At 65.2% G+C, this 21503-nt stretch carries 20 protein-coding genes; 12 read left to right on the forward strand and 8 right to left on the reverse strand.

The genetic code is table 11. The features are described from left to right. The first annotated feature begins 16 nt into the window (after window positions 1–16). Window positions 17–442: a MerR family transcriptional regulator gene (locus tag KA419_04425; GenBank protein ID MBP7865173.1), complete on the forward strand. Its 426-nt coding sequence runs from the start codon at window positions 17–19 to the stop codon at window positions 440–442. Window positions 443–492: 50 nt separating this feature from the next. Here the strand turns inward: KA419_04425 and hemW are convergent, their stop codons facing one another. After that, window positions 493–1755 carry a radical SAM family heme chaperone HemW gene (hemW, locus tag KA419_04430; protein MBP7865174.1) on the reverse strand — a complete coding sequence of 421 codons (1263 nt, stop codon included), beginning with the start codon at window positions 1753–1755 and terminating at the stop codon, window positions 493–495. Between the two features lie 217 nt (window positions 1756–1972). Between hemW and pgsA the strand changes: the two genes are divergently transcribed. The 4 genes from pgsA to KA419_04450 are packed head-to-tail and all read left to right on the forward strand — an operon-like array spanning window position 1973 to window position 4916. After that, window positions 1973–2653 carry a CDP-diacylglycerol--glycerol-3-phosphate 3-phosphatidyltransferase gene (pgsA, locus tag KA419_04435; GenBank protein ID MBP7865175.1) on the forward strand — a complete coding sequence of 227 codons (681 nt, stop codon included), beginning with the start codon at window positions 1973–1975 and terminating at the stop codon, window positions 2651–2653. Continuing rightward, the gene (gene amrA / locus KA419_04440; GenBank protein MBP7865176.1) at window positions 2580–3131 is read left to right on the forward strand and encodes an AmmeMemoRadiSam system protein A; all 552 of its coding nucleotides are present in this window, start codon (window positions 2580–2582) and stop codon (window positions 3129–3131) included. Before pgsA ends, amrA begins: the two co-directional genes overlap by 74 nt. A 7-nt stretch (window positions 3132–3138) precedes the next feature. After that, window positions 3139–4497 (forward strand): MCE family protein, encoded by a 1359-nt coding sequence (locus KA419_04445; protein ID MBP7865177.1) that lies wholly within the window; start codon window positions 3139–3141, stop codon window positions 4495–4497. Further along, window positions 4497–4916: a DUF2752 domain-containing protein gene (locus KA419_04450; GenBank protein ID MBP7865178.1), complete on the forward strand. Its 420-nt coding sequence runs from the start codon at window positions 4497–4499 to the stop codon at window positions 4914–4916. Before KA419_04445 ends, KA419_04450 begins: the two co-directional genes overlap by 1 nt. On the opposite strand, the gene KA419_04455 is transcribed toward KA419_04450, so the two are convergent. The 6 genes from KA419_04455 to KA419_04480 all read right to left on the reverse strand — a co-directional run bounded on the left by KA419_04455 (window position 4900) and on the right by KA419_04480 (window position 11460). After that, window positions 4900–5826 (reverse strand): serine/threonine-protein phosphatase, encoded by a 927-nt coding sequence (locus tag KA419_04455; GenBank protein MBP7865179.1) that lies wholly within the window; start codon window positions 5824–5826, stop codon window positions 4900–4902. The two genes, KA419_04450 and KA419_04455, sit on opposite strands and share 17 nt — an antisense overlap. A gap of 317 nt (window positions 5827–6143) precedes the next feature. After that, window positions 6144–6350: a type II toxin-antitoxin system HicA family toxin gene (locus tag KA419_04460; GenBank protein MBP7865180.1), complete on the reverse strand. Its 207-nt coding sequence runs from the start codon at window positions 6348–6350 to the stop codon at window positions 6144–6146. Further along, on the reverse strand, window positions 6347–6550 hold the full coding sequence (locus KA419_04465) for a type II toxin-antitoxin system HicB family antitoxin (GenBank protein ID MBP7865181.1): 204 nt from the start codon (window positions 6548–6550) through the stop codon (window positions 6347–6349). The genes KA419_04460 and KA419_04465 overlap by 4 nt, the downstream gene beginning before the upstream one ends. After that, window positions 6547–7206 carry a recombinase family protein gene (locus tag KA419_04470; protein MBP7865182.1) on the reverse strand — a complete coding sequence of 220 codons (660 nt, stop codon included), beginning with the start codon at window positions 7204–7206 and terminating at the stop codon, window positions 6547–6549. Before KA419_04470 ends, KA419_04465 begins: the two co-directional genes overlap by 4 nt. 153 nt (window positions 7207–7359) lie before the next feature. Then, a complete protein-coding gene (locus KA419_04475) occupies window positions 7360–7827 on the reverse strand; it encodes a hypothetical protein (protein MBP7865183.1) in 468 nt (155 codons plus the stop codon). 300 nt (window positions 7828–8127) lie between these two features. Beyond that, the gene (locus KA419_04480; protein ID MBP7865184.1) at window positions 8128–11460 is read right to left on the reverse strand and encodes a protein kinase; all 3333 of its coding nucleotides are present in this window, start codon (window positions 11458–11460) and stop codon (window positions 8128–8130) included. A 428-nt stretch (window positions 11461–11888) separates the two neighbouring features. On the opposite strand from KA419_04480, the gene KA419_04485 reads away from it, so the two are divergent. The 7 genes from KA419_04485 (at window position 11889) to KA419_04515 (ending at window position 20493) form a co-directional block, all read left to right on the forward strand. Continuing rightward, window positions 11889–12788, forward strand: a complete 900-nt coding sequence (locus KA419_04485) for a phosphate butyryltransferase (GenBank protein MBP7865185.1) — start codon at window positions 11889–11891, stop codon at window positions 12786–12788. A 120-nt stretch (window positions 12789–12908) separates the two neighbouring features. Then, on the forward strand, window positions 12909–13973 hold the full coding sequence (gene buk, locus KA419_04490; GenBank protein ID MBP7865186.1) for a butyrate kinase: 1065 nt from the start codon (window positions 12909–12911) through the stop codon (window positions 13971–13973). Continuing rightward, complete coding sequence (locus tag KA419_04495; protein ID MBP7865187.1) at window positions 13961–14806, forward strand: glycosyltransferase family 2 protein; 846 nt, start codon at window positions 13961–13963, stop codon at window positions 14804–14806. The genes buk and KA419_04495 overlap by 13 nt, the downstream gene beginning before the upstream one ends. A 535-nt stretch (window positions 14807–15341) precedes the next feature. Further along, window positions 15342–17396, forward strand: a complete 2055-nt coding sequence (locus KA419_04500) for a M13 family metallopeptidase (protein MBP7865188.1) — start codon at window positions 15342–15344, stop codon at window positions 17394–17396. A gap of 189 nt (window positions 17397–17585) precedes the next feature. Continuing rightward, window positions 17586–17930 (forward strand): PilZ domain-containing protein, encoded by a 345-nt coding sequence (locus tag KA419_04505; GenBank protein ID MBP7865189.1) that lies wholly within the window; start codon window positions 17586–17588, stop codon window positions 17928–17930. 260 nt (window positions 17931–18190) lie between these two features. Further along, window positions 18191–19300 carry a hypothetical protein gene (locus KA419_04510; GenBank protein MBP7865190.1) on the forward strand — a complete coding sequence of 370 codons (1110 nt, stop codon included), beginning with the start codon at window positions 18191–18193 and terminating at the stop codon, window positions 19298–19300. After that, window positions 19288–20493, forward strand: a complete 1206-nt coding sequence (locus KA419_04515) for an aldo/keto reductase (GenBank protein ID MBP7865191.1) — start codon at window positions 19288–19290, stop codon at window positions 20491–20493. The genes KA419_04510 and KA419_04515 overlap by 13 nt, the downstream gene beginning before the upstream one ends. A 187-nt stretch (window positions 20494–20680) precedes the next feature. Here the strand turns inward: KA419_04515 and KA419_04520 are convergent, their stop codons facing one another. Further along, window positions 20681–21472, reverse strand: a complete 792-nt coding sequence (locus tag KA419_04520) for a glycosyltransferase family 2 protein (GenBank protein ID MBP7865192.1) — start codon at window positions 21470–21472, stop codon at window positions 20681–20683. Window positions 21473–21503: the final 31 nt, after the last annotated feature.

Consider the following 21503-nt stretch of genomic DNA (forward strand, 5'->3'; position numbering starts at 1 on the left):
TCCCGGGACGACGCCGATGGACACGAAGCGCAAACTGTATTACAAGATCGGTGAAGTCTGCCGACTGATGGAGATCCAGCCCCATGTCCTCCGGTACTGGGAATCGGAGTTTTCCGTTCTCCGTCCGAAGAAGAACAGCGCCGGCCAGCGCGTCTATTCCGAACGCGACCTGAACCTGCTCCGGAGAATCCGGCAGTTGTTGCACAACGAGGGCTTCACCATCGCCGGCGCCCGAAAACGCCTCCAGGAGTCCTCTCACCTGAAACCGGAACCTTCGCCGGAACCGGCGCCGCCGCCCCCGGTCCCCCCCCCGCCGCCTCCACCCCCCCCGCCGCAGCGGGCGGCCCTGGACCCTTCGCGGATCGCCGCCCTGGCCCAGAGGATCCAGCGGCTCGCCGAACGCCTGCGCTCCTGGCCGATCGACACGCCCCCCGGTGAGTGAGGGCTTCGGACGGCAACCCTGGCCCCTGGCCGACGACCTCCGAAAGGGAATTACGGACCCGTTTCACGCCGGCGCCCCGCCGGCCGGGCCGCACCGTCTTCGGAGCGGCCCGGCCGCCCCTGGGGGGGGCCGGTTGCCTCGGCATCGCTGTCGAACACGCCGAGGAAAAGCGCGTTGCTCAGCAACATCCCCCGGCGGGAGAGACGCAGGGTGTCGCGGGTGAACTCCGCAAGCCCCGGCGGGGAAGCGGCGAAGCTCTCCCGCCATGCGGCGGGGAAGGGGCGGCCGAAGCGATCCTCGAACGCGGACAGCCGGATCCCGGACACCCGGCGCAACCCCAGGAACACCCACTCCCGCTCCCGGTCGCGGGCGGTGCCGGCGTTTTCCTCCTCGAGGGTCCCGCCGCCCGCCTCGACCGCCTCCACGTAGGCGCGGACGGACGCGGCGTTGTGGGTGCGCCGCGAGCCGTCGAAGCTGTGCGCCCCGCAGCCGAAGCCGAGGTATGGGCTGAAATCCCAGTACTTCCGGTTGTGACGGGATTCGAAGCCGGGCCGGGAGAAGTTCGAGATCTCGTACTGTGCCAGGCCGGCGGCGGCGAGGGTTTCGCAGGCTTCCAGGTAGAAGTCGCCAACGACGTCGTCGGGCGGCAGCACGACGGTCGCCGCGGCGACCCCCCGGCCGAGGGGCGTTTGGGGCTCCGTTTCCAGGAGGTAGAGGGAGAGGTGGTCGATGCCCAGGCCGAGGGTGGCGGACAGGCTGTGACGCCAGTCTGCGAGGTTTTCGCCCGGGAGACCGGCGATGAGGTCCGCGCCGAGGTTGGCGCACCCCGCCCCGCGGAGGGCCTTCACGGCGCCCCCGATCCTGCCGGGGCTCGCGGCACGCCCCAGGGGTTCCAGGGTGGCGGAGCGGAAGGACTGGACCCCGAGGGTGACCCGGTTCACGCCGGCCTCGACCCAGCGGGCGGCCCTCGCCGGGTCGACGTCCTCGGGGTTGGCCTCCAGCGACACTTCCGCGCCCGGGGCCGGCGGCATGGCCCGGGTCACGGCCTCGATGAGGGCGGCAACGGCCTCGGGGGCCACCAGGGAGGGGGAGCCGCCGCCGAAATAGAGGGTGTCCGGGGCCCCCCAGTCGCTCCGGCAGCGTCCGCCCCCCCCCGCGATCTCGCGCCCGAGGGCGGCCAGGTAGGGTTGGACGAGCCCCCGCGGGGGGCAGGTGAGGAAACCGCAGTACGCGCACTTTCGCCGGCAGAAGGGGATGTGCACGTAGATCCCGGGCCGTTCCCCCGCCACGGCGCCTCCGTCTTCCCGCCCCATTGCGTTCTCTCCTGATCCGTCCGGCGGTCTCGCCGCCCCCGGCCCCGCGATCCCGGCCGATTATTCCCCGGCGTCACCCCGGAGTCAACCCCTTGAATTCTCCCGGGGCGGCTTTTCAGGGGCTTGTCCCCGCCCGGGCGGTATGGTATAGTCCCTGCCGGACCCGGAACGAAAACCCTTGCGTCGGCGAACGGTCCGACGGTGCAGGCCCACTCCGATGAACTTGCCGAACCTGTTGACATTGCTGAGGATCACTACCATCCCGTTCTTCGTGACGGTCCTGCTGACCGAGAAGTTTCCGAACCGGGAGATCTGGGGGATCGTCATTTTCCTGGCCGCATCGCTGACGGACCTCCTCGACGGCTGGATCGCCCGCCGCCGGCGCCAGGTCACCACCATGGGCATCATCCTCGACCCCATCGCCGACAAGCTCCTCGTCTCCGCCGCCTTCATCTCCCTGGTCCAGATGCAGCTCGCTCCCGCCTGGATGGTGGTGATCATCATCGGACGCGAATTCGCCGTCTCGGGGCTGCGCAACATCGCGTCCTCCGAGGGGTTCACCATTCGGGCCTCGATGCTCGGGAAGACCAAGATGATCTTCCAGGTGGCCGCAGTCTGCCTCATCCTCGCCGGGGCGCGGTTCGGCGGCGTCTGGAGCCAGCTGGGCCGGATCTCCCTCTGGATGGTGCTTCTCGTGGCCATCTGGAGCATGGTCCACTATTTTTACAAGTTCTGGGGGAAGATCACCCAGCACCGCCAGCGCCGGATCCGCAAGCGCCGCATTTTCCGCCGTCGGAAAAAAACCCCCAAGGAGGACCTTCCCGGTGAAAAACCTCTCTCCCGAAGCGCGCAAGGAGTGCCTCTTTCTTGCCCGGAAAACCCTTCACGAGCTGATTAGGGGCCAGAAGGAAGGGTCGCGGTACCATCCCGTGCAGCCGGAACTCCTCGAACTCCGCGGGGCTTTCGTGACCCTCAAGCGCAAAGGCCAGTTGCGGGGGTGTATCGGGTACATCGAGGCGGTCAAGCCGCTGTGGCAGACCATCGTGGACTGCACGGGGTCCTCTGCCCGCAATGACTACCGTTTCCCCCCCGTCGAACCGGAGGAACTCCCGGAGATTCACATCGAGATTTCCGTCCTGACCCCCCGTGAAACCATCGACGACGTGTCCGCCATCGAGGTGGGCCGCCACGGGATCCTCCTGACCAAGGGGGTTTGCCGGGGATTGCTCCTGCCCCAGGTCGCCGTCGAGTACGGGTGGGACCGGGAGCAGTTCCTCCGCCACACCTGCCGGAAGGCCGGCCTTCCCGAGGACTCCTGGAAGAAGGGGGCCCGGATCGAGATCTTCTCCGCGGACGTGTTCGGAGAGGAGGAGTGAGGGAACCATGGCACGAGACCGACGACGCAAAAAAGTGAACTGGCACGAGATCCGGGTGGGGGTCTTCGTCCTGATCTGCCTGGCCCTGATGGTCTTCATGCTCTTTCGCGTGACCGGCGGCCGGGGGTTCTTCTCCTCGAAGGTCCGGGCCGTCACCTACCTTCCCGCCACCCAGGGGATGAAGCCCGGGGCGCCCGTCTGGCTGAACGGCATCGAGATCGGGCACGTCGAGGAGATCACGCTGGAGTCCACGCTCCCGCCCACCAAGGCCAACGGCGTCATCCAGTCGCGCATCCGGGAGATGGAGCAGGACATGGATCGCACCCGCACCGACATCGAGATCAGCGGGAAGCACATCCAGGACCTGCGCACGAAGCGCGCCGCCGCCTCGGAGGCGGAGGCCCGCGGCTTCGACGACGGCATCCGGAAGGAGGAAGACCGGCTGGCCATGCTCCGGAAAACCTACGAGAAGGAGGACGGCGACATCAAGACCCTCCGCGGCAACCTCCAGAGCATCCGCCTGATTCTCCAGATCGACAAGGAGTACGCCGGCTGGATCCTGAACGACTCGGAGGTCAGCATCGGCTCCATTGGCCTTCTCGGCGACAACTACGTGAACATCAGCATCGGCCGCCTCCGGGAGCCCGCCAAGAAGCTCCCCGACGGGACCCTCGTCATCGAGGGGGTCAGCGAGGCCACGCTCCACCAGATGATGCTCAGCGCCAGCCAGATGATGGGGACGTTCGAGGAGATCTCCGACCGCGTCAAGAGCATCACCGTGAAGGTGGACGAGGGGCAGGGGACCATCGGCAAGCTGGTCAACAACTCCGTCCTCCATGACACCCTTGTCGCCACCACCGAGAGCCTGCGGGACACCGTCCGCAAGGCCGGGGACGTCATGACCGACCTCCAGGACAGCCAGGGGACCATCGGCCAGCTCATCAAGAGCAAGGAACTCTACATCGAGCTCAAGGACACCATCACCCAGGTCAAGCAGTTCGCCCAGAAGCTCAACACCGACGGGAACTCCCTGGACCGGCTCCTGAAGTCGTCCGACCTCTACGACAACCTGCTGCGGGTGACGTCGCGGGCGGACAACATCCTGAAGAACGTCGAGGCCGGGAAGGGGACCCTCGGAAAGCTCAACACCGACGACACCTTCTTCGTGGAAGCCAAGGGGGCGCTGGCGAAGCTGCACCAGATCCTGGCCCAGGTGGAGGCGGGGCAGGGGACGCTCGGCAAGCTCCTGAAGGACCCGGCCCTGTTCCAGAGTCTCAACGAGGCCGTGGCGGAACTCGCCAAGTTCCTCATGGACGTCCGGAAGGACCCCAAGAAGTACCTGAGCATCAAGTTCAGGCTCTTCTGATGCGGGTCCGGCTCGAACGGGAGGCGGGGGCGTTCACCACGCTGGACTGGGTGGGCTTCTTCGCCGTCCCCGCGCTCCTGGTGGCGCTTTTTTTTCCGTTCGGGCGTTTCCGGATCACCTGGTGCAACTTCGAGCGGCTCACCGGCTACCCCTGCCCGACCTGCGACATGACCACCTGCTTTGTCCACCTCGCCCACGGCCGCGCGGGGGCGGCTCTGGCAACATCCCCCCTGGGGTGTGTCCTCTTCCTCTTCGTGCTCTACGCGGTGGTGCACCTGGTCCTGGCGCGGGGTTTCCGGCTCCCCGTCCCCCGGCTGCAACTGGACCGGAAGGAGCGGCGCCGGGCCTGGGCCCTGGTGCTGGCGGCCGTGGCGCTCAACTGGGCTTACGCCGTCGCCCGCGTCAAGCTGTTTTCTTGATCACCACGAAACTGAGGTCGTCCGCGGGGTTGCCGAACTCCAGCATGTCCTCCAGGAGGACGTGGGAGATCTCCTCGGCGCTCTGCCCCTTGGCCGCGCGCAGCTTCTCCTCGAGGCGGGCCGGGCAGTAGGGGTTCCCGTCCGCGTCGGCGTGCTCCGCGAAGCCGTCGGTGTAGATGATCAGGATGTCCCCGTGGCCCATCAACTCCATCTCGTTGATGGTGTAAGGGTCTTTCTCGCCCAGCAGGCTCTCGTGGCGGCTCTGGTCGACGTGATCGCGCTCCAGCATGGTGCCGATGGGGGGGTACCGGACCATCCGGTCCTCGGCGATGTCCATGATCCGGTCGAACTCGTTGGAGAAGACGATGGGGTAGGGGTGGCCGGCGGAAATGAAGCGGAACATCCCCGTGGCGGAAATCTCGCCGTAGATCATGGTGACGTACTTGCCCACCTGCGTGGAGTGGTGGAAGCGGGCGTTGATGTTCTCGAAGAGGTTCGTGGTGATGGTGCCCCGGGTCTCCAGCTCGTACTGGACCCCGACCAGGAAGGCCTGGTGGAGCATGGCGGTGAGGACGGCGTCCGTCAGGCGGTGGCCGGCCACGTCCGCCAGCAGGATGCCCGCGCGGCCCCGGTCGAGGTGCAGCTCCCGGGCCACGTCCTCGCGGCCCTCGTCCAGGGCCTTCCGGATCCGGGCGTCCAGGTCGAAGCGCCGGTTGAAGTCCACGTAGACGATGTGGTCGCCGCCCATGAGGCCGTTCATGGGGAAGCACTCCCCGTGGACGTCCAACCCCTCCAGCCGGGGGACCTCGCCGGGGGACGGCTGCAGCTGCCCGGCGATGGAGTTGAAGTTCTTGATCTCGTCCAGCAGGTTTTCCAGGTACCGTATGAAATGCGGATAGGTGACGCGCATGGTTTGACGCTCCTTGCCCGAAACGCGGGCCCCTTATTGTACCACGCCCGTCCAGGAAACCCCCTGGCCGGCTCCGGCAGCGCCATGGAGGGCGGCGCAGAGGGTGGCGCGGAGCGCGGCGTGGATCGCGGTGCGGAGGGTGGCGATAGCGGGGTGTCGATGGCTCCCGTACAGGGGGCTCCGCCCGCTCAGGGTGTCGAGCCGAGGAGCATGGCCAGGACGACGCGTCCGGCCGACAGGTCCATGGGGGTGGGCGTCTTGCAAATGCTGCCGACTGGATTGGCTATTTCTGCCCAAACCACCGAAAAGGTAAAATCTCAAAGGTCGGTTTCGTCGATATCCGCAATCTTCATGAAGTGTTTCAATAAACCGGAGTTGAGCGGTTTGTTTCCGTGAACGGGTACACTGATTCTTTCCGGCCGGCCTTCTTTCATGTGAATGTGGTGACTTCCGTGGATTCGCACCAGTAACCATCCCAAGCGTTGCAACAAAGCAGAAAAATCCTTGCCGGAGATCTGTTTCATACGGCGATTTCCAGCACGCGGTCCTGCTCGTCCAACTTGGTCTGTTCCACATCAACAGACAGACATCCTTCCACGGCCTCATACAAGTTAGCCAGAAGTTCCTCGAAAGTGTCCCCTTGAGTCGCACAACCGGGAATAGCGGGAACTTCAGCCCACAATCCGGAATCTTCCGACTTGTGGATGACGACTTTTATTTTCATGGTGCACCTCTCGTGATTGTTTGTTCTTCTTTGCCAAGGAACTTCTCATGGGCTTTGACGCTATCTCGTCGCTTTTCACTCAAGTAGGCAAAAAAAACCCGCCGTCCGACACCTGCTGCCGCACACACTTCGGCGGCCGTTTTTCCGGAATTTTCGTACAAAATCCTGGCATTTTCCAACTTCCCAATGTCCGTGCGCGGGCGTCCACCGGATTTTCCCCGCGCTTTGGCTGAAGCACGTCCGGCGGCTGCCCGTTCGGCGCGCAGTTCCCGCTCCATCTGGTGGATGGCCCCCATCATCGACAGGAAGCAGCGCCCGGTGGCGGTCGTGGTGTCGATGTTTTCGCGCAACGAGATCAGGTTGACCTGTCGTTGTTCCAGAATTTTGGCTGTTTGAAGCAAGTCGAGCAAGGAGCGGGTCATGCGGCTGAGTTCGGTGACCACGAGTGTGTCGCCTGACCGGAGGTATTCCATGAGCTGGTCCCAACCCGGTCGGTCCATCCGCGATCCGGTCATTTTCTCGGAGAACACTTTCCCACAACCCGCGTTCGTCAACGCGTCCAACTGAGAATCAAGGTTTTGGCCGGTGCTGCTGACGCGAGCGTAGCCGACGCGGTGCGGTATTGGAGTTTGTGTTGAGGAATGATTATCTGTCATCATGCAAAAAGATATCACCATTCGGAAGAAAATGCACTATGATTTTCGCAATGGTTTCCGCGCTAAAAACTTCGGAGATCAAGATCGGTGGAAAGAGAAAAAACACAGTGCGGAAAGTCCCCACCCGCTCGACGAACTCGTCGTAAGCTTTCTTCAGGATGAACAGCAAATAGCCGAGGTACGGCCAGGGATCGTGATTGCCCTTATGCCACCCTGTCTGGGAAATCTTGATTTTTTAATAAAATTTTTTATGTTAATCGATGGGCCACTGAAATTTTGACGAAAAATACTAAGAACTTTTTTTCCATCCTTTCCGACATGAATCCCTATACAAGCATCATTTCTACCTCTAATATTGAAAAGAATTTCAAGGGACCCATCTGGATGTTCTGTACTTGCATAGTATTCATCATAAAGTTGGTAATTTGTAAGAACCTCGCTAAGATCATTTTCCTCAAAGTTTATAAGGATATTTTCAGAAATCGTTGCATCGGAAATTTCGCCAAATGTCCTGTACAAAAGTTTTTTTGCATACTCGATTCGATTGTCGCTCTTCTGGGTTTCTGCTTGCCCACATGACAGAGTAGACATTGTGATTATTATTAATATTTTGGCTAACACAATACCTCCTGGCTTGGAAAAACACGAAAAGAATCACTAAGGGTCCGTAAATCGGAAGGCCCCTTTTCTCTCATGTGGCATATCTATTATATCACTAGGGATAGAGATTATTCATGGATATTCTCCTCCCGAATGGACGGCTAATGAATTAGCCATAATAAAAGGAATGCAACAAATATTACGGCCCATTTAAACGGACAAGTTCCGCCTGATCATTTGCAAGGGCATCACAGCTCTTTGACCGTCGGCTTGCGTGCGCGGCGCTGGCTGGGGCGGGCCGGAGCCCGGGTGTGTGCGTCCTCAGGGTGCGGCGGGCTGAGGGAAGAAACCCTCGAGCGTCACCCCGGCGGCCTTTTCCGCTTCCTGGAGGTAGTGAGCGGGGTTCGAACGGATGGACCGCAGCAGGGCGTAATCCAGCGGGCACAAGATCGCCGAGTTCCCGGCCGCCACCGCCAGCGACCGGCCGTCGGGCGAGAAGCCGACCCAGCGGGCCTCCACCTCCAGGGCGAGCCGGAGGACCATCTCGCCGTCAGTGAAGGACCACACCGCGGCGCGCCGGTCGCGGGCCCCGGTGACCAGGTACCGGCCGTCGGGCGAGAAGGCGACGGCCGACGTCAGTTCCATCGTCTCCTTGTAGAGGTCCCGGTGCGCCCCGGCGTCGAGGTCCTGGACCATGACTCTCCCGTCGCGGTCGAGCACGGCGAAGCGTGAACCGTCGGGAGCGAGGGCGATTCCCCCCAGGGGCGTGTTGAAATCGATCCGCCGCAACTCCCTCCCGGAGGGGATTTCCCAGAACCGGACCGTGCCGTCGAGGGACGAGCTGAGCATCCGCCGGCCGTCGGGCAGGAAGGCCAGGTCGCTGACGCGGCCCGTGTGGCCGGATATCGACCTCGCCGGTTGCGACGACCCGAGGTCCACCAGGGTGATGACGGCGGTGTTGTTCCCCACCGCCAGCCAGTGGTCGTCAGGGGAAAAGACCGTGTTGTCGATCAGGGAACCACCCACGTGGACCGACCGGATCTCCCGACCGGACGCCACGTCCCAGAGCCGGACCGTCTCGTCCCGCCCGCCGGAGGCCAGGACCCTGCCGCTCCGGGAGAATTCCACGCTCTGCACGTAGTTGGTGTGACCGGTCAGCGTGGCGCGAAGGGTGCCCGTCCGGGTGGACCAGATCTTGACGGTCCGGTCGAAGGCGCCGGTGGCCAGCATCGTCCCGTCCGGCGAAAAGCTGCCCCGGATGATGATTCCCTCGTGGCCCACCAGCTTTCGGACCGCTCCCGGGCCCCGGCGCGACCAGACACCGACGCTCCGGGCGCCGGCGGGGAAGGCCAGGAGGGCCCCGGAGGGCGAGAACGCCGCGTTCATGAGCCCGTCGTTGAAGGTGTCGATGCGCAGCAGGGTTTCCCCCGTGTCGATGTCCCCGAGGTGCACCGTCTTGTCCAGGCTGGTGGTGGCGAGGGTGGAGCCGTTGAGCGACTGGGCGGTGATGATGTCCTGGTGCCAGGGCAAGGTCCGCAGGCACCGGCCGGCGGCGAGGTCCCAGACCTTGACGGTCCCGTCCCAGCTGCAGGTGACCAACCGGCTTTCCCCGCGGCAGAACGTCACCCCGCTGACCACCCCGTCGTGGGCGCTCAGGGTCCGGAGGAGCTTACGGTCCGGCACCGACCACAAACGCACCGTCCGGTCGCGGCCGCCGGAGACCATCCGGCGGCCGTCTTCGGATACCACCACGCTCATGACCCCCAGGTCGTGGCCCTCGTACTTCCCCGCCAGGGAGCCGTCCCGCAGGTCCCAGGTGCGGATGACCCGGTCGTCGCCGGCGGAAGCCAGCTTCCGCCCGCCGTCGAAGAAGTGGAGGGTGCGCACCACCGCGGTGTGACCGGCGAGGGTGTGCCGCAGGGCGCCGGAGCGGGAGTCCCGGACCCGGATCACCCCGTCGAAGCCGGCGGTGGCCAGGAGCGCCCCGTCGGGGGAGAAGGCGATCGCCAGGACCATGTCCGGGTGGAGGCGGTCGCTTCGAAGGGGGGCCCCCGTTTCGGGGTCCCGCAGCTCCAGGCGGCCGTCCGTGGACCCGATGGCCAGAATGCGCCCGTCGGGGGAGAACCCCACCCGGGTGACGAAATGCTCCAGGGCGACGGTGCGCTTCAGCTGCAAGCTGCGGGACAGGATGCCCTGGTAGACCTTGGACGCCGCCTCCACCACCAGACGGGTGCTGTCCGGGACCTCCCGGGAGAAGTCGGCGTCGAAATGGGGGCTCGCCGGGCTGGCGGGATTGTTGAGCAGGGAGGCGGCGGCGAAGACGGGGGTGAGCAGGGACTTCGTCTCCTGGTTCAGCCGGTCGGCCTTCTCGTCGAGGGCCTGGGCCATGTGGTACCGGGAGGAGCGCAGCGCGGCGTGTTCCTTGCGGTAGGACACCAGCAGGGCGGCGGCGGAGACCACGATCAACAGCAGGAGCAGGGCGGAGAAGGCCAGGAGGGCCTTGTTTTTCCTCGCGAAGCGCCGGAGGAGGTCCCACGAGGAGTACTCGTAGGACCCCACCCGCCCCCCGGCCAGGAAGGCGGAGATTTCGTCCGCCAGTGCCTTGGCGCCGGGGTGGCGCCGTTCGCGGTCCCGCTGGAGGGCTTTCTCGCAGATCGCCGCCAGCTCGGGGGGGACGGCGGGCTCGATCCCCCTCGGGGGGGTGATGTCGGCCACGAGGGCCTGGCTGAGGACCGCCGCGGCGGTCGCGCCCCGGAACGGCGGCCCGCCGGTCAGGATCTCGTACAGCACCGCGCCCAGGGACCAGACGTCGGAGACCTCGTCCACCTCGTCCAGGCGACCGGCAGCCTGCTCGGGGCTCATGTAGGTGGGCGTCCCGATGATGGTCCCCATGCAGGTCTGCCCGGTCTCCACCTCGCCCTGCCAGACCGGGGGAGCATCCAGGCGGCGGTCGTCCCCCTGGCCCTTGACCTTCGCGATGCCCCAGTCCAGGACCACGGTTTCACCGAATTCGCCCAGCATGACGTTGCCGGTCTTGATGTCCCGGTGGATCACGCCGCGGCTGTGGGCATAGGCGATGGCCTGGCAGAGATCGAGGTAGTGGGGGAGCAGCTTCAGCCGGTCCCGGAGGTCGTGGCACTCCGCGAGGGCCTCGGCGAGGGTCCTCCCGCGCACCCGCTTCATGGTGTAGTAAAGGCTCCCGTCGGGGCGGCGCCCCACCTCGTAGACCGGGATGATGTTCGGGTGTTCCAGTTGGCCGGTCAGGCGGGCCTCGCGGAGGAAGCGTTCCAGGTCCGTGATCTCGGTGAGCCGACGGGCGGCTTCGTGCCGGGAGTCCCCGTCCCCGGGGCGAGCCTGCCCCACCAGTTCCTTGATGGCGATCTCCCGTCCCAGGTGCGTGTCCAGGGCGGTCGAGACCCGACCGAGGCCTCCGCGTCCGATTTCGGCCCGGAACCGGTACCGGCCGGGCGGTTCCGGCGTGACCGCGGCCGCCGTGAGCGGGTCCACCGGAGCGCCGGTCTCGACGTCCAGCCGGGAGGTGGACTGCGCCCCGCCGGGGACCGGGGGCGCCGGGGCGTGTCCCGAGGCCATCGACGCCGGGGGGTGAGCCGCCTCGGCGGGGTCGGTTTTCACGGGAGGAATGTTTTCGGGCATTCGGGTACCTCGGGCGCACATTCCAAGAATACTACAGGATGCACCCGGGCGTTTCGGGATTCCGGGGGGGCGTACCGGGATCGGTTCGGTCTTTCCGGTTTCACGGGCGCGGGGAGTGTGCTACAATCGACTTCCCGTCCAGGGTTGGCGGGTTCGCCCAAAGTTCTTTTCGCTCATAGAGGCACGGAGAAATGCAAAGCGTATTTAACAGAATCGACGATCCTCGTGATTCTTCTCCGTGTCCCCGTGCCTCTGTGAGATCGGAATCCGGACTTTTTTCGAGATCACCAAGGTTGATGCGTTCGCAAAAAGTCGGGAAACGAAAAGGAAAGTGTATGTAACGCCTTTGTTTGAGCCATCGCCCGGAGGGCGATGGTACTTTTTGCGGGACCGGCAAGGTTGTGAAGCACAGTGAAAGGAGAGAGGGTATGATCAGGAATTACCGGGAATTGTTCGATTGCGTGCGGCAGGGGCGGCGGCGGACGCTGGCCATCCCCTCGGCCGAGGGTGAGTCCATCGTGGAAGCGTGCGGCGAGGCCGCGCGGGAGGGGATCTGCGATTCCATCCTGATCGGCGCCGCGGCGAAAATCAACGGCTACCTCAACAAGCTGGGGATTGCGGAGACCGGCGTGAGGGTCCTCGACGAGCCCGACCCCGAGAAAGCCGTCGCGGTCGCCGTCGCCATGGTCCGCCGGGGCGAGGCCGAGATGCTCATGAAGGGGAAGACCGACACCAAGGTCCTGATGAAAGCCGTCCTGGACGGCGAGACCGGTCTCCGGACGGGACGGGTCCTGAGCCACGTGGCCGTCATCGAAATGGCGTCCTGGCCGAAGCTCATGATCCACACCGATGGCGGGCTCAACATCCGGCCCGACGCGGAGAAGCGCATGGACATCATCCGGAACGCGGTCGAAGTGGCGGGGAAGCTGGGGGTCGCCCGGCCGAACGTGGCCCTCCTCTCGGCCATGGAGGGGGTGGACCCGAAACGGGAGGAGACCCTGGACTACGAGCGGATCCTGAAAACCCAGGCGGAGAGCCCATTCACCGAGGCCGTCATCGAGGGCCCCATGGCCATGGACGTGGCGCTGAGCGCGGAGTCCGCGCGGATCAAGGGGGTGCTGAGCCACATCGCCGGCGACACGGACATCTTCGTCACCCCCGACATCGCCTCGGCCAACATCGCCGTCAAGAGCCTGATCTACCTGGCCGGCGCCAAGGTGGGCGGCCTCGTGGTGGGGGCTTCGGCCCCCATCGTGCTCCTGAGCCGCGCGGACGATTCCGGGACCAAGCTGCGGTCCATCGCGCTCGGGGCCCTGTGGGGGAACTGAACCGGAGGGGACGGGGGGCAGGGACGATCCGGCCGCGAGGCTCCGGCTTCCGCCCCCGGGGGTGGGCAGCCTGATTCGCTGCCGGCACGGCGGACGACAAAATTTCACCTGGAGACCACCATGAAGATTCTCGCGATAAACCCGGGAGGCGTATCCACCAAGATGGCCCTTTACGACGGCGCCGAGGCGGCCTGGACCGTGGACATCCAGCACACCGAGGAAGACCTGAAGGGGTTCCACACCGTCCTCGAGCAGCTCGACTTCCGCCTGGGCCTGATCCGGGGCAAGCTGTCGGAGATGGGGACGGCCGCTTCCGACCTCGATGCCGCCGTGGGGCGAGGAGGACTGTTCAAACCGCTCCGGGCCGGGGCCTACCGCGTCGACGAGGCCATGCTGGACGACATCCGCCAGGGGCGGACCAAGGCCGACCACCCCTCCAACCTGGGGGCCCTCCTGGCCCACGCGGTGGTGTCCGAGGCGGGGAAACCGGCCTTCATCGTGGACCCCGTCTCGGTGGACGAATTCGAGGAGGAGTCCAGGCTCTCCGGGCTCCCCGAGATCGAGCGCCTCTCCCTGGTCCACGCCCTGAACGTTCGGGCGACGGCCTACAAGGCAGCGGCCCGGATGGGCAAGACCCTGCCGGAACTCAACCTGGTGGTGGCCCACCTGGGGTCGGGGTTCAGCATCGCCGCCCTGCGGAAGGGGAAGATCGTGGACGTAAACAACGCCAACGACGGCGGCCCTTTCTCGCCCCAGCGGACCGGCACGCTCCCGGTGACCCAGTTGGTCAAGCTCGCCTTCTCCGGCAAGTACCCGGACGCCCGGGCGCTCAACGCGGTCCTGACCAAGAAGGGCGGCCTGACCGCCTACCTCGGCACCCACGACCTGCGGGAGGTGGAACGGCGCATCGACGAGGGCGACGCGACCGCCTCCCTGGTTTTCCGGGCCATGACCCGCCAGATCTGCAAGGAGGTCGGCGCCATGGCCGCCGTGCTGGACGGCCGGGTGGACGCCGTTCTCGTCACGGGCGGGATGGCCTACTCCACCCGGTTGACGGGCCTTCTCTCGGAGCGCTTGTCCTGGATCGCACCGGTCACGGTCCTGCCGGGCGAGAACGAACTCGAGTCGCTGGCCCTGGGGACGCTCCGTGTCCTCGAAGGGCGGGAGGAAGCTTGCCGGTATTGAAAAAGGACCCCCTGTTCCTGCACTCGGCGGACCCGACCCTGGACGTGTCCGTGGTGGTGGTCAGCCACAACACGCGAGAAATCCTCCGGGAAACCCTCCAGTCGGCGATGGATTCGCTCGCATCGTCCGGCCGGGACCCCTTCCGCTGGGAGGTCTTCGTCTCGGACAACGCTTCCACGGACGGGAGCCCCGACATGGTGGCGAAGGCCTTCCCGTCCGTTCGTCTCATCCGAAACGCCAACAACGTGGGGTTTTCCGCCGGCAACAACCAGGCCATCCGGCAGAGCCGGGGGCGGAACCTCCTCCTGCTCAACAGCGACACCGTCTCCCCGCCGGGCGCCCTGCCGGAGATCGTGAAATTCCTCGACGACATGCCCAGGGCCGGCGCCTGCTCCCCGCGCCTGCTCTGCCCGGACCACCGGCCCCAGCGCTTCGCCTGGGGAGGGGAGCCCACCCCCGCCTATCTCCTGCGCCGCCGGCTGCTGCGGCTGCTGTTCCGGAAGGACCTGCACGACTGGGGAACCCAGCGGACCCTCCCCGTGGACTGGGTATCGGGCGCCTGCCTGGCCGTCCGCCGGGAAGTCGTCGAGAAGGTCGGCCTCATGGACGAGACGTTCTTCGTCTACTTCGAGGACGTCGACTGGTGCCGGCGGGTCCGCCTGGCGGGGTGGAAGGTTTTCATGGTCCCTTCGGTGGAGATCGTCCACATCGGGGGCGCGACCCTCAACGCTACGCCCTGGGCCGCCGCCGAGTACCGCCGAAGCCTGCTGCTCTACTACCGGAAGCACTACGGCGCGTTCGACCGCTTCCTGGGCAAGCTGCTGATCCGGTGACCCCCGACCCGGAAAAACCGAAGATAAACCACGAAATACACGAAATACACGAAATACACGAACCGGAAAAGCAACCACGAACCACACCAACCACACGAACAGGTTTTCAACGCGGCCACGCAATCTTGACGCGGTCGCAAAAAGTACCATCGCCCTCCGGGCTATGGCTCAAACAAAGGCCTTACATACACTTCCCCCTTCGTTTTCAGACTTTTGCAAACCCGTCAATCTTGCCTCTGATGACGAATGATGTGGGGTGAAGAGCCGCGGGTGTAATAGGCGCAGCGGTCGGCATCCAGTTCGTCGAGTCGGGAGATGCCGATCAGGTTCTGGAAGAAGTCGGCGACGGGGTGCTTGCGATACTCCCATCGAGAGCAGCCCCGTGGTGGCGTAGATCCGCCCGGCGGACGCCGTGGGGAATCAGCGGCGGTGCCACCGGGTTGGCGTGCCAAATCGGGCATCGGTCTTCCCTGTTCTGAAACATGCAAGAGACGGGTATCGTAAACCCTGCCTATTTTGACCTGGAGGAGAGGACATGACAAGCTTGCGCTTCCTGATGACCGCCCTGGCCCTCGCGGCGGCTTTTACGGGCATGCCCGCCGCGCCGGACGGGACGCCGGCTCCCAACGGCACCGGAAACCTGAACCCCGCCGACATGGACCCCACGGTCCGACCGGGCGACGATTTCTTCCATTACGCCGGGGGTGCCTGGCTCCGGAACAACCCGATCCCGGCCGACCAGCGGAGCTGGGGGACCTGGTCGTTGCTCGCCGAAAAGAACCTGGACCAGATGAAAGCCATCCTCGAGGCGGCCGCCGCCGACACGAAGGCCGCCGAGGGGAGCAACACCCGCAAACTGGGGGACTTCTACGCCTCGGGCATGGACGAGAAGGCCATCGAAGCGGGGGGGCTCAAGCCCCTCGAGGAGGAGTTCGCCACCATCCGGAAAATCCGGGATGCCGCCTCGCTCCAGAAAGCCATCGAGGCTTTCCACGGCAAGGGCCTCTTCCTGGTGTTCGGGTTCACGGCGGAGAAGGACCAGTCGGGTCCCGACCGGGTGATCCCCTGGATCGCCCAGGGCGGGACCGGTCTCCCGGAACGGAATTACTACCTCGATGAGGCCGAGCGGGCCGTGAAGCTCCGGGAAGAATACACCCGCCACGTCGCCCGGATGTTCGAACTGGCGGGGGACAAGCCCGAAGCGGCCACCGCCGCCGCCCTGAAGGTGCTCGAGATGGAGACCCGTCTGGCGAGGGCCTCTTTTGCCCTCGAGGAACTCCGGGTCCCCGCCAACCTCAACAACAAGATGAAACCCGCGGACCTGACCCGGTTCTCCGGCGCCTTTGACTGCGGGCAGTACCTCGCGGCCCTCGGCCTGCCGGCCACGGAGATCGTCAACGTCATCCCGGCGAAGTACTTCAGCGAACTCGGGAAAATGATGAAGGACCAGCCCATCGCCGACTGGAAGACCTACCTGCGGTGGCACGTCCTCCACGAGGCCGCGCCGTACCTGCCGTCGGCTTTCGAGCAGGAGAACTTCCGCTTCTACAGCACCGTCCTTTCAGGGGTGCAGCAGCCCAAGCCCCGGTGGAAACGGGTGCTCGAAACCACCAGCGCCTGCCTGCGGGACATCCTGGGCCAGGCGTATGTCGCCCGCCATTTCCCGCCGGAGGCCAAGGCGAAGGCGATCGAACTGGTCGAGAACCTCCGGGAGGCCTTCCGCGTGCGGCTCGGGAAGGTCGAGTGGATGAGCGACGCCACCCGGGCCCGCGCCCTGGACAAGCTGGCCGCCTTCGGCGTCAAGATCGGTTACCCGGACAAGTGGAAGGACTACACTTCCCTGAAGGTTGCACGGGATTCCTACGTGCGCAACGTGATCCGCGCCCAGGAGTTCGCGCTGCGCGAGAAGCTGGCGAAGGTGGGAAAGGCGTCGGACCGCACCGAGTGGGACATGGGCCCCCAGGAGATCAACGCCTACTACCACCCCCTGTTCAACGAGATCGCCTTCCCCGCGGCCATCCTCCAGCCGCCCTTCTTCGACTTTAAGGCGGACGACGCGGTCAACTACGGCGGCATCGGGGCGGTGATCGGCCACGAGATGACCCACGGGTTCGACGACTCCGGGCGTCACTACGACAAGAACGGCCAGCTGACGGACTGGTGGGCGAAGGAGGACGAGGACCGCTTCAAGGCCCGGACCGAGGTCCTGGTCAAGCAGGTGGACCAGTACAAGGTCGCCGACGACGTGCACGTCAACGGGACCTTGACCCTCGGCGAAAACCTCGGGGACCTGGGGGGACTCCTCCTCTCCTACGACGCCCTCCAGGCGTCCCTGAAGAAGAACCCCGCCCCCGAGCGCATCGACGGCTTCACCCCCGCCCAGCGCTTCTTCCTCTCCTGGGCCCGGGTGTGGCGGATCAACACCCGCCCCGAGATGCTGGTGCTGCAAGTGAAGACGGACCCTCACCCGCCGGCCTTGTTCCGGGTCAACGGGCCCTTCTCCAACCTTGAGGCCTTCTTCGACGCCTTCGGGGTCAAGGCCGGGGACAAGCTCTTCCGCCCGGAGGCGGACCGGGTGAAGATCTGGTAACCCCGGCCCGGCGAACGAATGAAAAGAGCCCCCGGTAAGCCGGGGGCTCTTGCTTTTCCCGTTTCGCTGTGCGGGAGGGTGCCGCCGCGGTTTTACGGGCAGCTCACAAACCGCATCAGGGTAAAAACCGGGCTTGTCCGGAAGATACGGATAAGGTAAACTGAGGCAAATTTTCCCGTGGAGGTCCGCATGCAAACCGGGGGTCACCACTGCCGGAGAGAACACCACAGGCTGCCCGTGGAACTCCACGTCCGGCTGGATCTTCTGCACATGGACCTGAGCGGCCGGACCCTCAACATCTCGGAGCAGGGCGCGCGCGTGCGGCTGCCGGAGCGGACGGCCCTCAAGCGCGGGGACGAGGTGCTGCTAGACCTCTCCCTTCCCGACGGGGGACCTCTGCTCAAGGTCCTTTGCTGGGTCGCGGCCGTCGATCACCACCATCCCGGGGAAGCGCTCTCCCTGACCTTCTTCGCGCTGCCGGAAGCGGAGGCGCTCCGCATCCGCTCCCTCGTCGCCAAGGGCCCAACGGCGTGAAAGGGGCGGTGGGGGGATGGGCGCTTCGGGGTTCCCGAGACTTATGGGAATTATAGGAATTATGGGAGTTATGAGAGTTATGGGGGTGATTGGAAAAGGGGGGACGGATTTCAATCCCGGGGCCTGAAACCCTGCCGCCTGACGGGGGCCTGCACCCCCTCCCTGTTGGACTCCTGACCGCTGTCTCTTTTCCCTGCAACAACTCCCCCCGCCTTCCGTAAAACCCGGGAAACCGCACTCTCTTTCTCTGGAGGTCATCCATGCGGAATGTGCGAATCGGGATCGGGTTGGCCGTCCTTGTGGCCGGCGTCTCCTTCGCCGCCGGCAAAAACGACGCGGCACGGATCGTCTCCCAAAACGTCGAGGCCACCCTGGGCAAGGTCCGGCCGGAAAACCTGGGCGGCGTCCTCCTGGTGCTTCGGGAGCCGACCGGCGGGGTGACCCGGAAGTACTGCATCCAGGGCCCCGGGCGGATTCGGGTCGAGCTCGGGCAGGACCCCCTCGTGGAGAGCGCCATCGGTTACGACGGGAAGGAGTTCCGCGGCCGGGGCTTCGCGGCGGAACCGGTCCTAAAGGACACCGACCGGTCCGACCTGCGGCTCATGGGGTCCCTGGCCTCGGCCGGCTTCAGCCTTCACCATTTCCGGGGGAAACTGACCCTCAAGGGGACGCGCAGCTTGGGGCCCGAGATGTGCTGGGTGCTGGAGGGAAAGGTCGGCCCCGCGTCGGTGGAGTTCTGCGTGGCCCAGTCCGGCTATCTGCTTCGCCAGGCGATCCTGACGAGCAACCCGGGGAACAGCTATGACAACTACAAGATAATCTATGAGTTCTCAGCGGTCCGGGATCTTGGGGGGCTCAAGCTTCCCGGGGGGTTCTTTCTCTCCGACCTGGGGGCGCAGTCCACCGGCGAGTTCGGGGGGGAGTTCGAGATACAAGCGTTCGAGACGGGCAAGAAATGGCCGGAAGCCTCCTTCCGTGACCTGGAGCTGAACTTCGGAAAGAACGTGCTGGAGGGGAGCACCCTGACCGGAAACACCACCTTCGCCGTCTACCCCCCGGACCAGGGCCGGGCGATCATCTACACCAACCTGACCCACGAGAGCATGAAGAAGGCCGGATGGCCCCAGGGGTCCCCCCTCTCCGTCGAGATCGGCGGGCGGACGGTGGGGGTGTTCTACACGGAAAACCAGGAGGGGATGACCCCGGAGATGACCGTGGCGGGCTCGGGGGTCCTGACGCCCAGCCGGCGCATGCCCTACGGGGTGCTGCTCCTCTACGGCGAGGGGTTCAAGGACCTTCCGCCCGGCTTGAAACCGCTGTCCGAAATCAGGATCACCCGAAAGCAAAAGGAGGAGCCATGTCCAAAGTGAACCGTCGACAGTTCTTCGCGGGTCTCGGGACCGGCCTGGCGGGGCTGGGGCTTGCCGCCGGGCGGGGGGGAGCGCTGCAGGCCGCCCCGCCCGAGGGCGCGTCGGCCGTGAAGGACGTGAAGATCCGGAAGTACAACCCGCTGGGGAACACCGGGATCAAGACGTCCGACATCATCTTCGGCGCGGGGACCCTGGCCTCCCCCAACGTCGCCCGATACGCCTTCGACCTGGGCATCAACGTTTTCGACACCGCGGAGGGCTACATGAACGGCCGGTCGGAGGAGTTCCTCGGCACGGCCCTGAAAGGGGTCCGCGACAAGTGCGTGATCATCTCGAAGCACTTCTTCGGGGATCGCACGCCGACGCCCTCCACCTCGAAGGCGGCCCTGGTGGAGAAGGTGAACGCGAGCCTCAAGCGGCTGAACACCGACGTCATCGACATCCTCTTCATCCACGGCCCCTCGTCCATGGAGATCGTCGAGCACCCGGGGTTGCAGGACGCCTACGCCCAGCTCAAGAAAGACGGGAAAGTGCGATTCACCGGCTTTTCGACCCACAACGCCAAGGTCCTCCTGAAGGAGAGCCTCAAACCCGGGCTCAAGGACTTCTTCCAGGCGGTCCTCTTCATGTACAACCACATGGAGGGCAAGGAGATCGAGCCGCTCATCGCCGAGGTGCGCAAGCAGGGGGTCGGGACCATCGCCATGAAGACGCTGGCGGGGAACAAGCAGGACGCCCTGAAAGCCTTCGTCGGAACCGGAATGAGCTACCCCCAGGCCGCCATCGCCTGGGTGCTCTCAAACCCCGCCCTGGACTGCGCCGTGCTGTCCATGAAGACCTTCGCCCACGTGGAGGAGTACGTGGGGGCGTCCGGCCGGACCGTCACCCGCAAGGACCTCGCCGCCCTCCGGCTCTACCGGAACGGGGCGGAACACACCTACTGCCGCGTCACCTGCGACCGGTGCGAGAAGGCCTGCCCGAACGGCGTGGCGATCAGCGACATCCAGCGCTTCAAGATGTACTACGAGGACTACGGGCACGAACGGACGGCCCTGGACCACTACCGGGCCCTGGACCCGGCCCGCAGCGCGTCGCCCTGCGCGGCGTGCGCGGCCCCCTGCGCCGAGGCCTGCCCCTACGGCCTGGACGTTCGGCGGGACCTGGTGACGGCCCACGAACTGCTTGCGGTATGAAGGGGGCGAAACTCCCGGGGGTCCTGCAAGAATGTCGTTGAAGGAAAGTCTGGCCAACCACATTCTGAAAAAACTGGCATCCGAGGATTGACGCGGTCGAAAAAAGCGCCATCACTCTCCGGGCGATGGCTCAAAAAAAGGTCTTACAACCACTCTCCCGTTCGCTTTCCGTCTTATTGCGACCGCATCAGGACTGATCGCCCCCGGCTTGCGGGCCGTCATCCCCGACCGGTTCCGCTTTGCCTTCCCGTCCGGCTTGCACGGTTCGACCCGCCTTCGGGGCGCGTCGGAGGAGGTTGTACTTGACGATGCACCACAGGGCGCGGAAGCCGTCCTTCCACCCGATCTTCTTCCCCTCCTGGTAGGTCCGCCCCGCGTAGGAGACCCCCACTTCGTAGACACGGCAGCGCAGCTTGGCCACCTTGGCGGTGATCTCGGGCTCGAAGCCGAAGCGGTTCTCCTCGATGCGGATCTTGTGGAGGATCTCCCGGCGGAAGACCTTGTAACAGACCTCCATGTCGGTGAGGTTCAGGTCGGTGAGCATGTTGGACACCAGCGTCAGGAAGCGGTTCCCCACCGAGTGCCAGAAATAGAGCACCCGGTGGGACTCGCCCCCCGAAAATCGCGAACCGAAGACCACGTCGGCCTTCCCCTCGATGATGGGCTTGAGCAGGCGGGGGTACTCGTCGGGGTCGTACTCCAGGTCCGCGTCCTGGATGATGACCATGTCGCCCGTGGCCGCCTCGAAACCGGTGCGAAGGGCGGCGCCCTTCCCCTGGTTCCTCGCGTGGTGGAGGACGCGGACGTTGGGCTGGTTCTCCAGTAGCGCGAGTTTCGCCGCGGTGCCGTCCTTCGAGCAGTCGTTGACCAGGACGATCTCTTTGGCGATGTCCCCCAGATCCACGCCGTCCACGCGGCGCACGATGTCCAGGATGGTCTTCTCCTCGTTGTAGACCGGGATGACGATGGACAGCTTCACGGTTGGCTCCTCGGGGCCGCCGGTGGGGGCC

The sequence above is a fragment of the Acidobacteriota bacterium genome, assembly GCA_018001935.1.
GTDB lineage: Bacteria > Acidobacteriota > JAAYUB01 > JAAYUB01 > JAAYUB01 > JAGNHB01.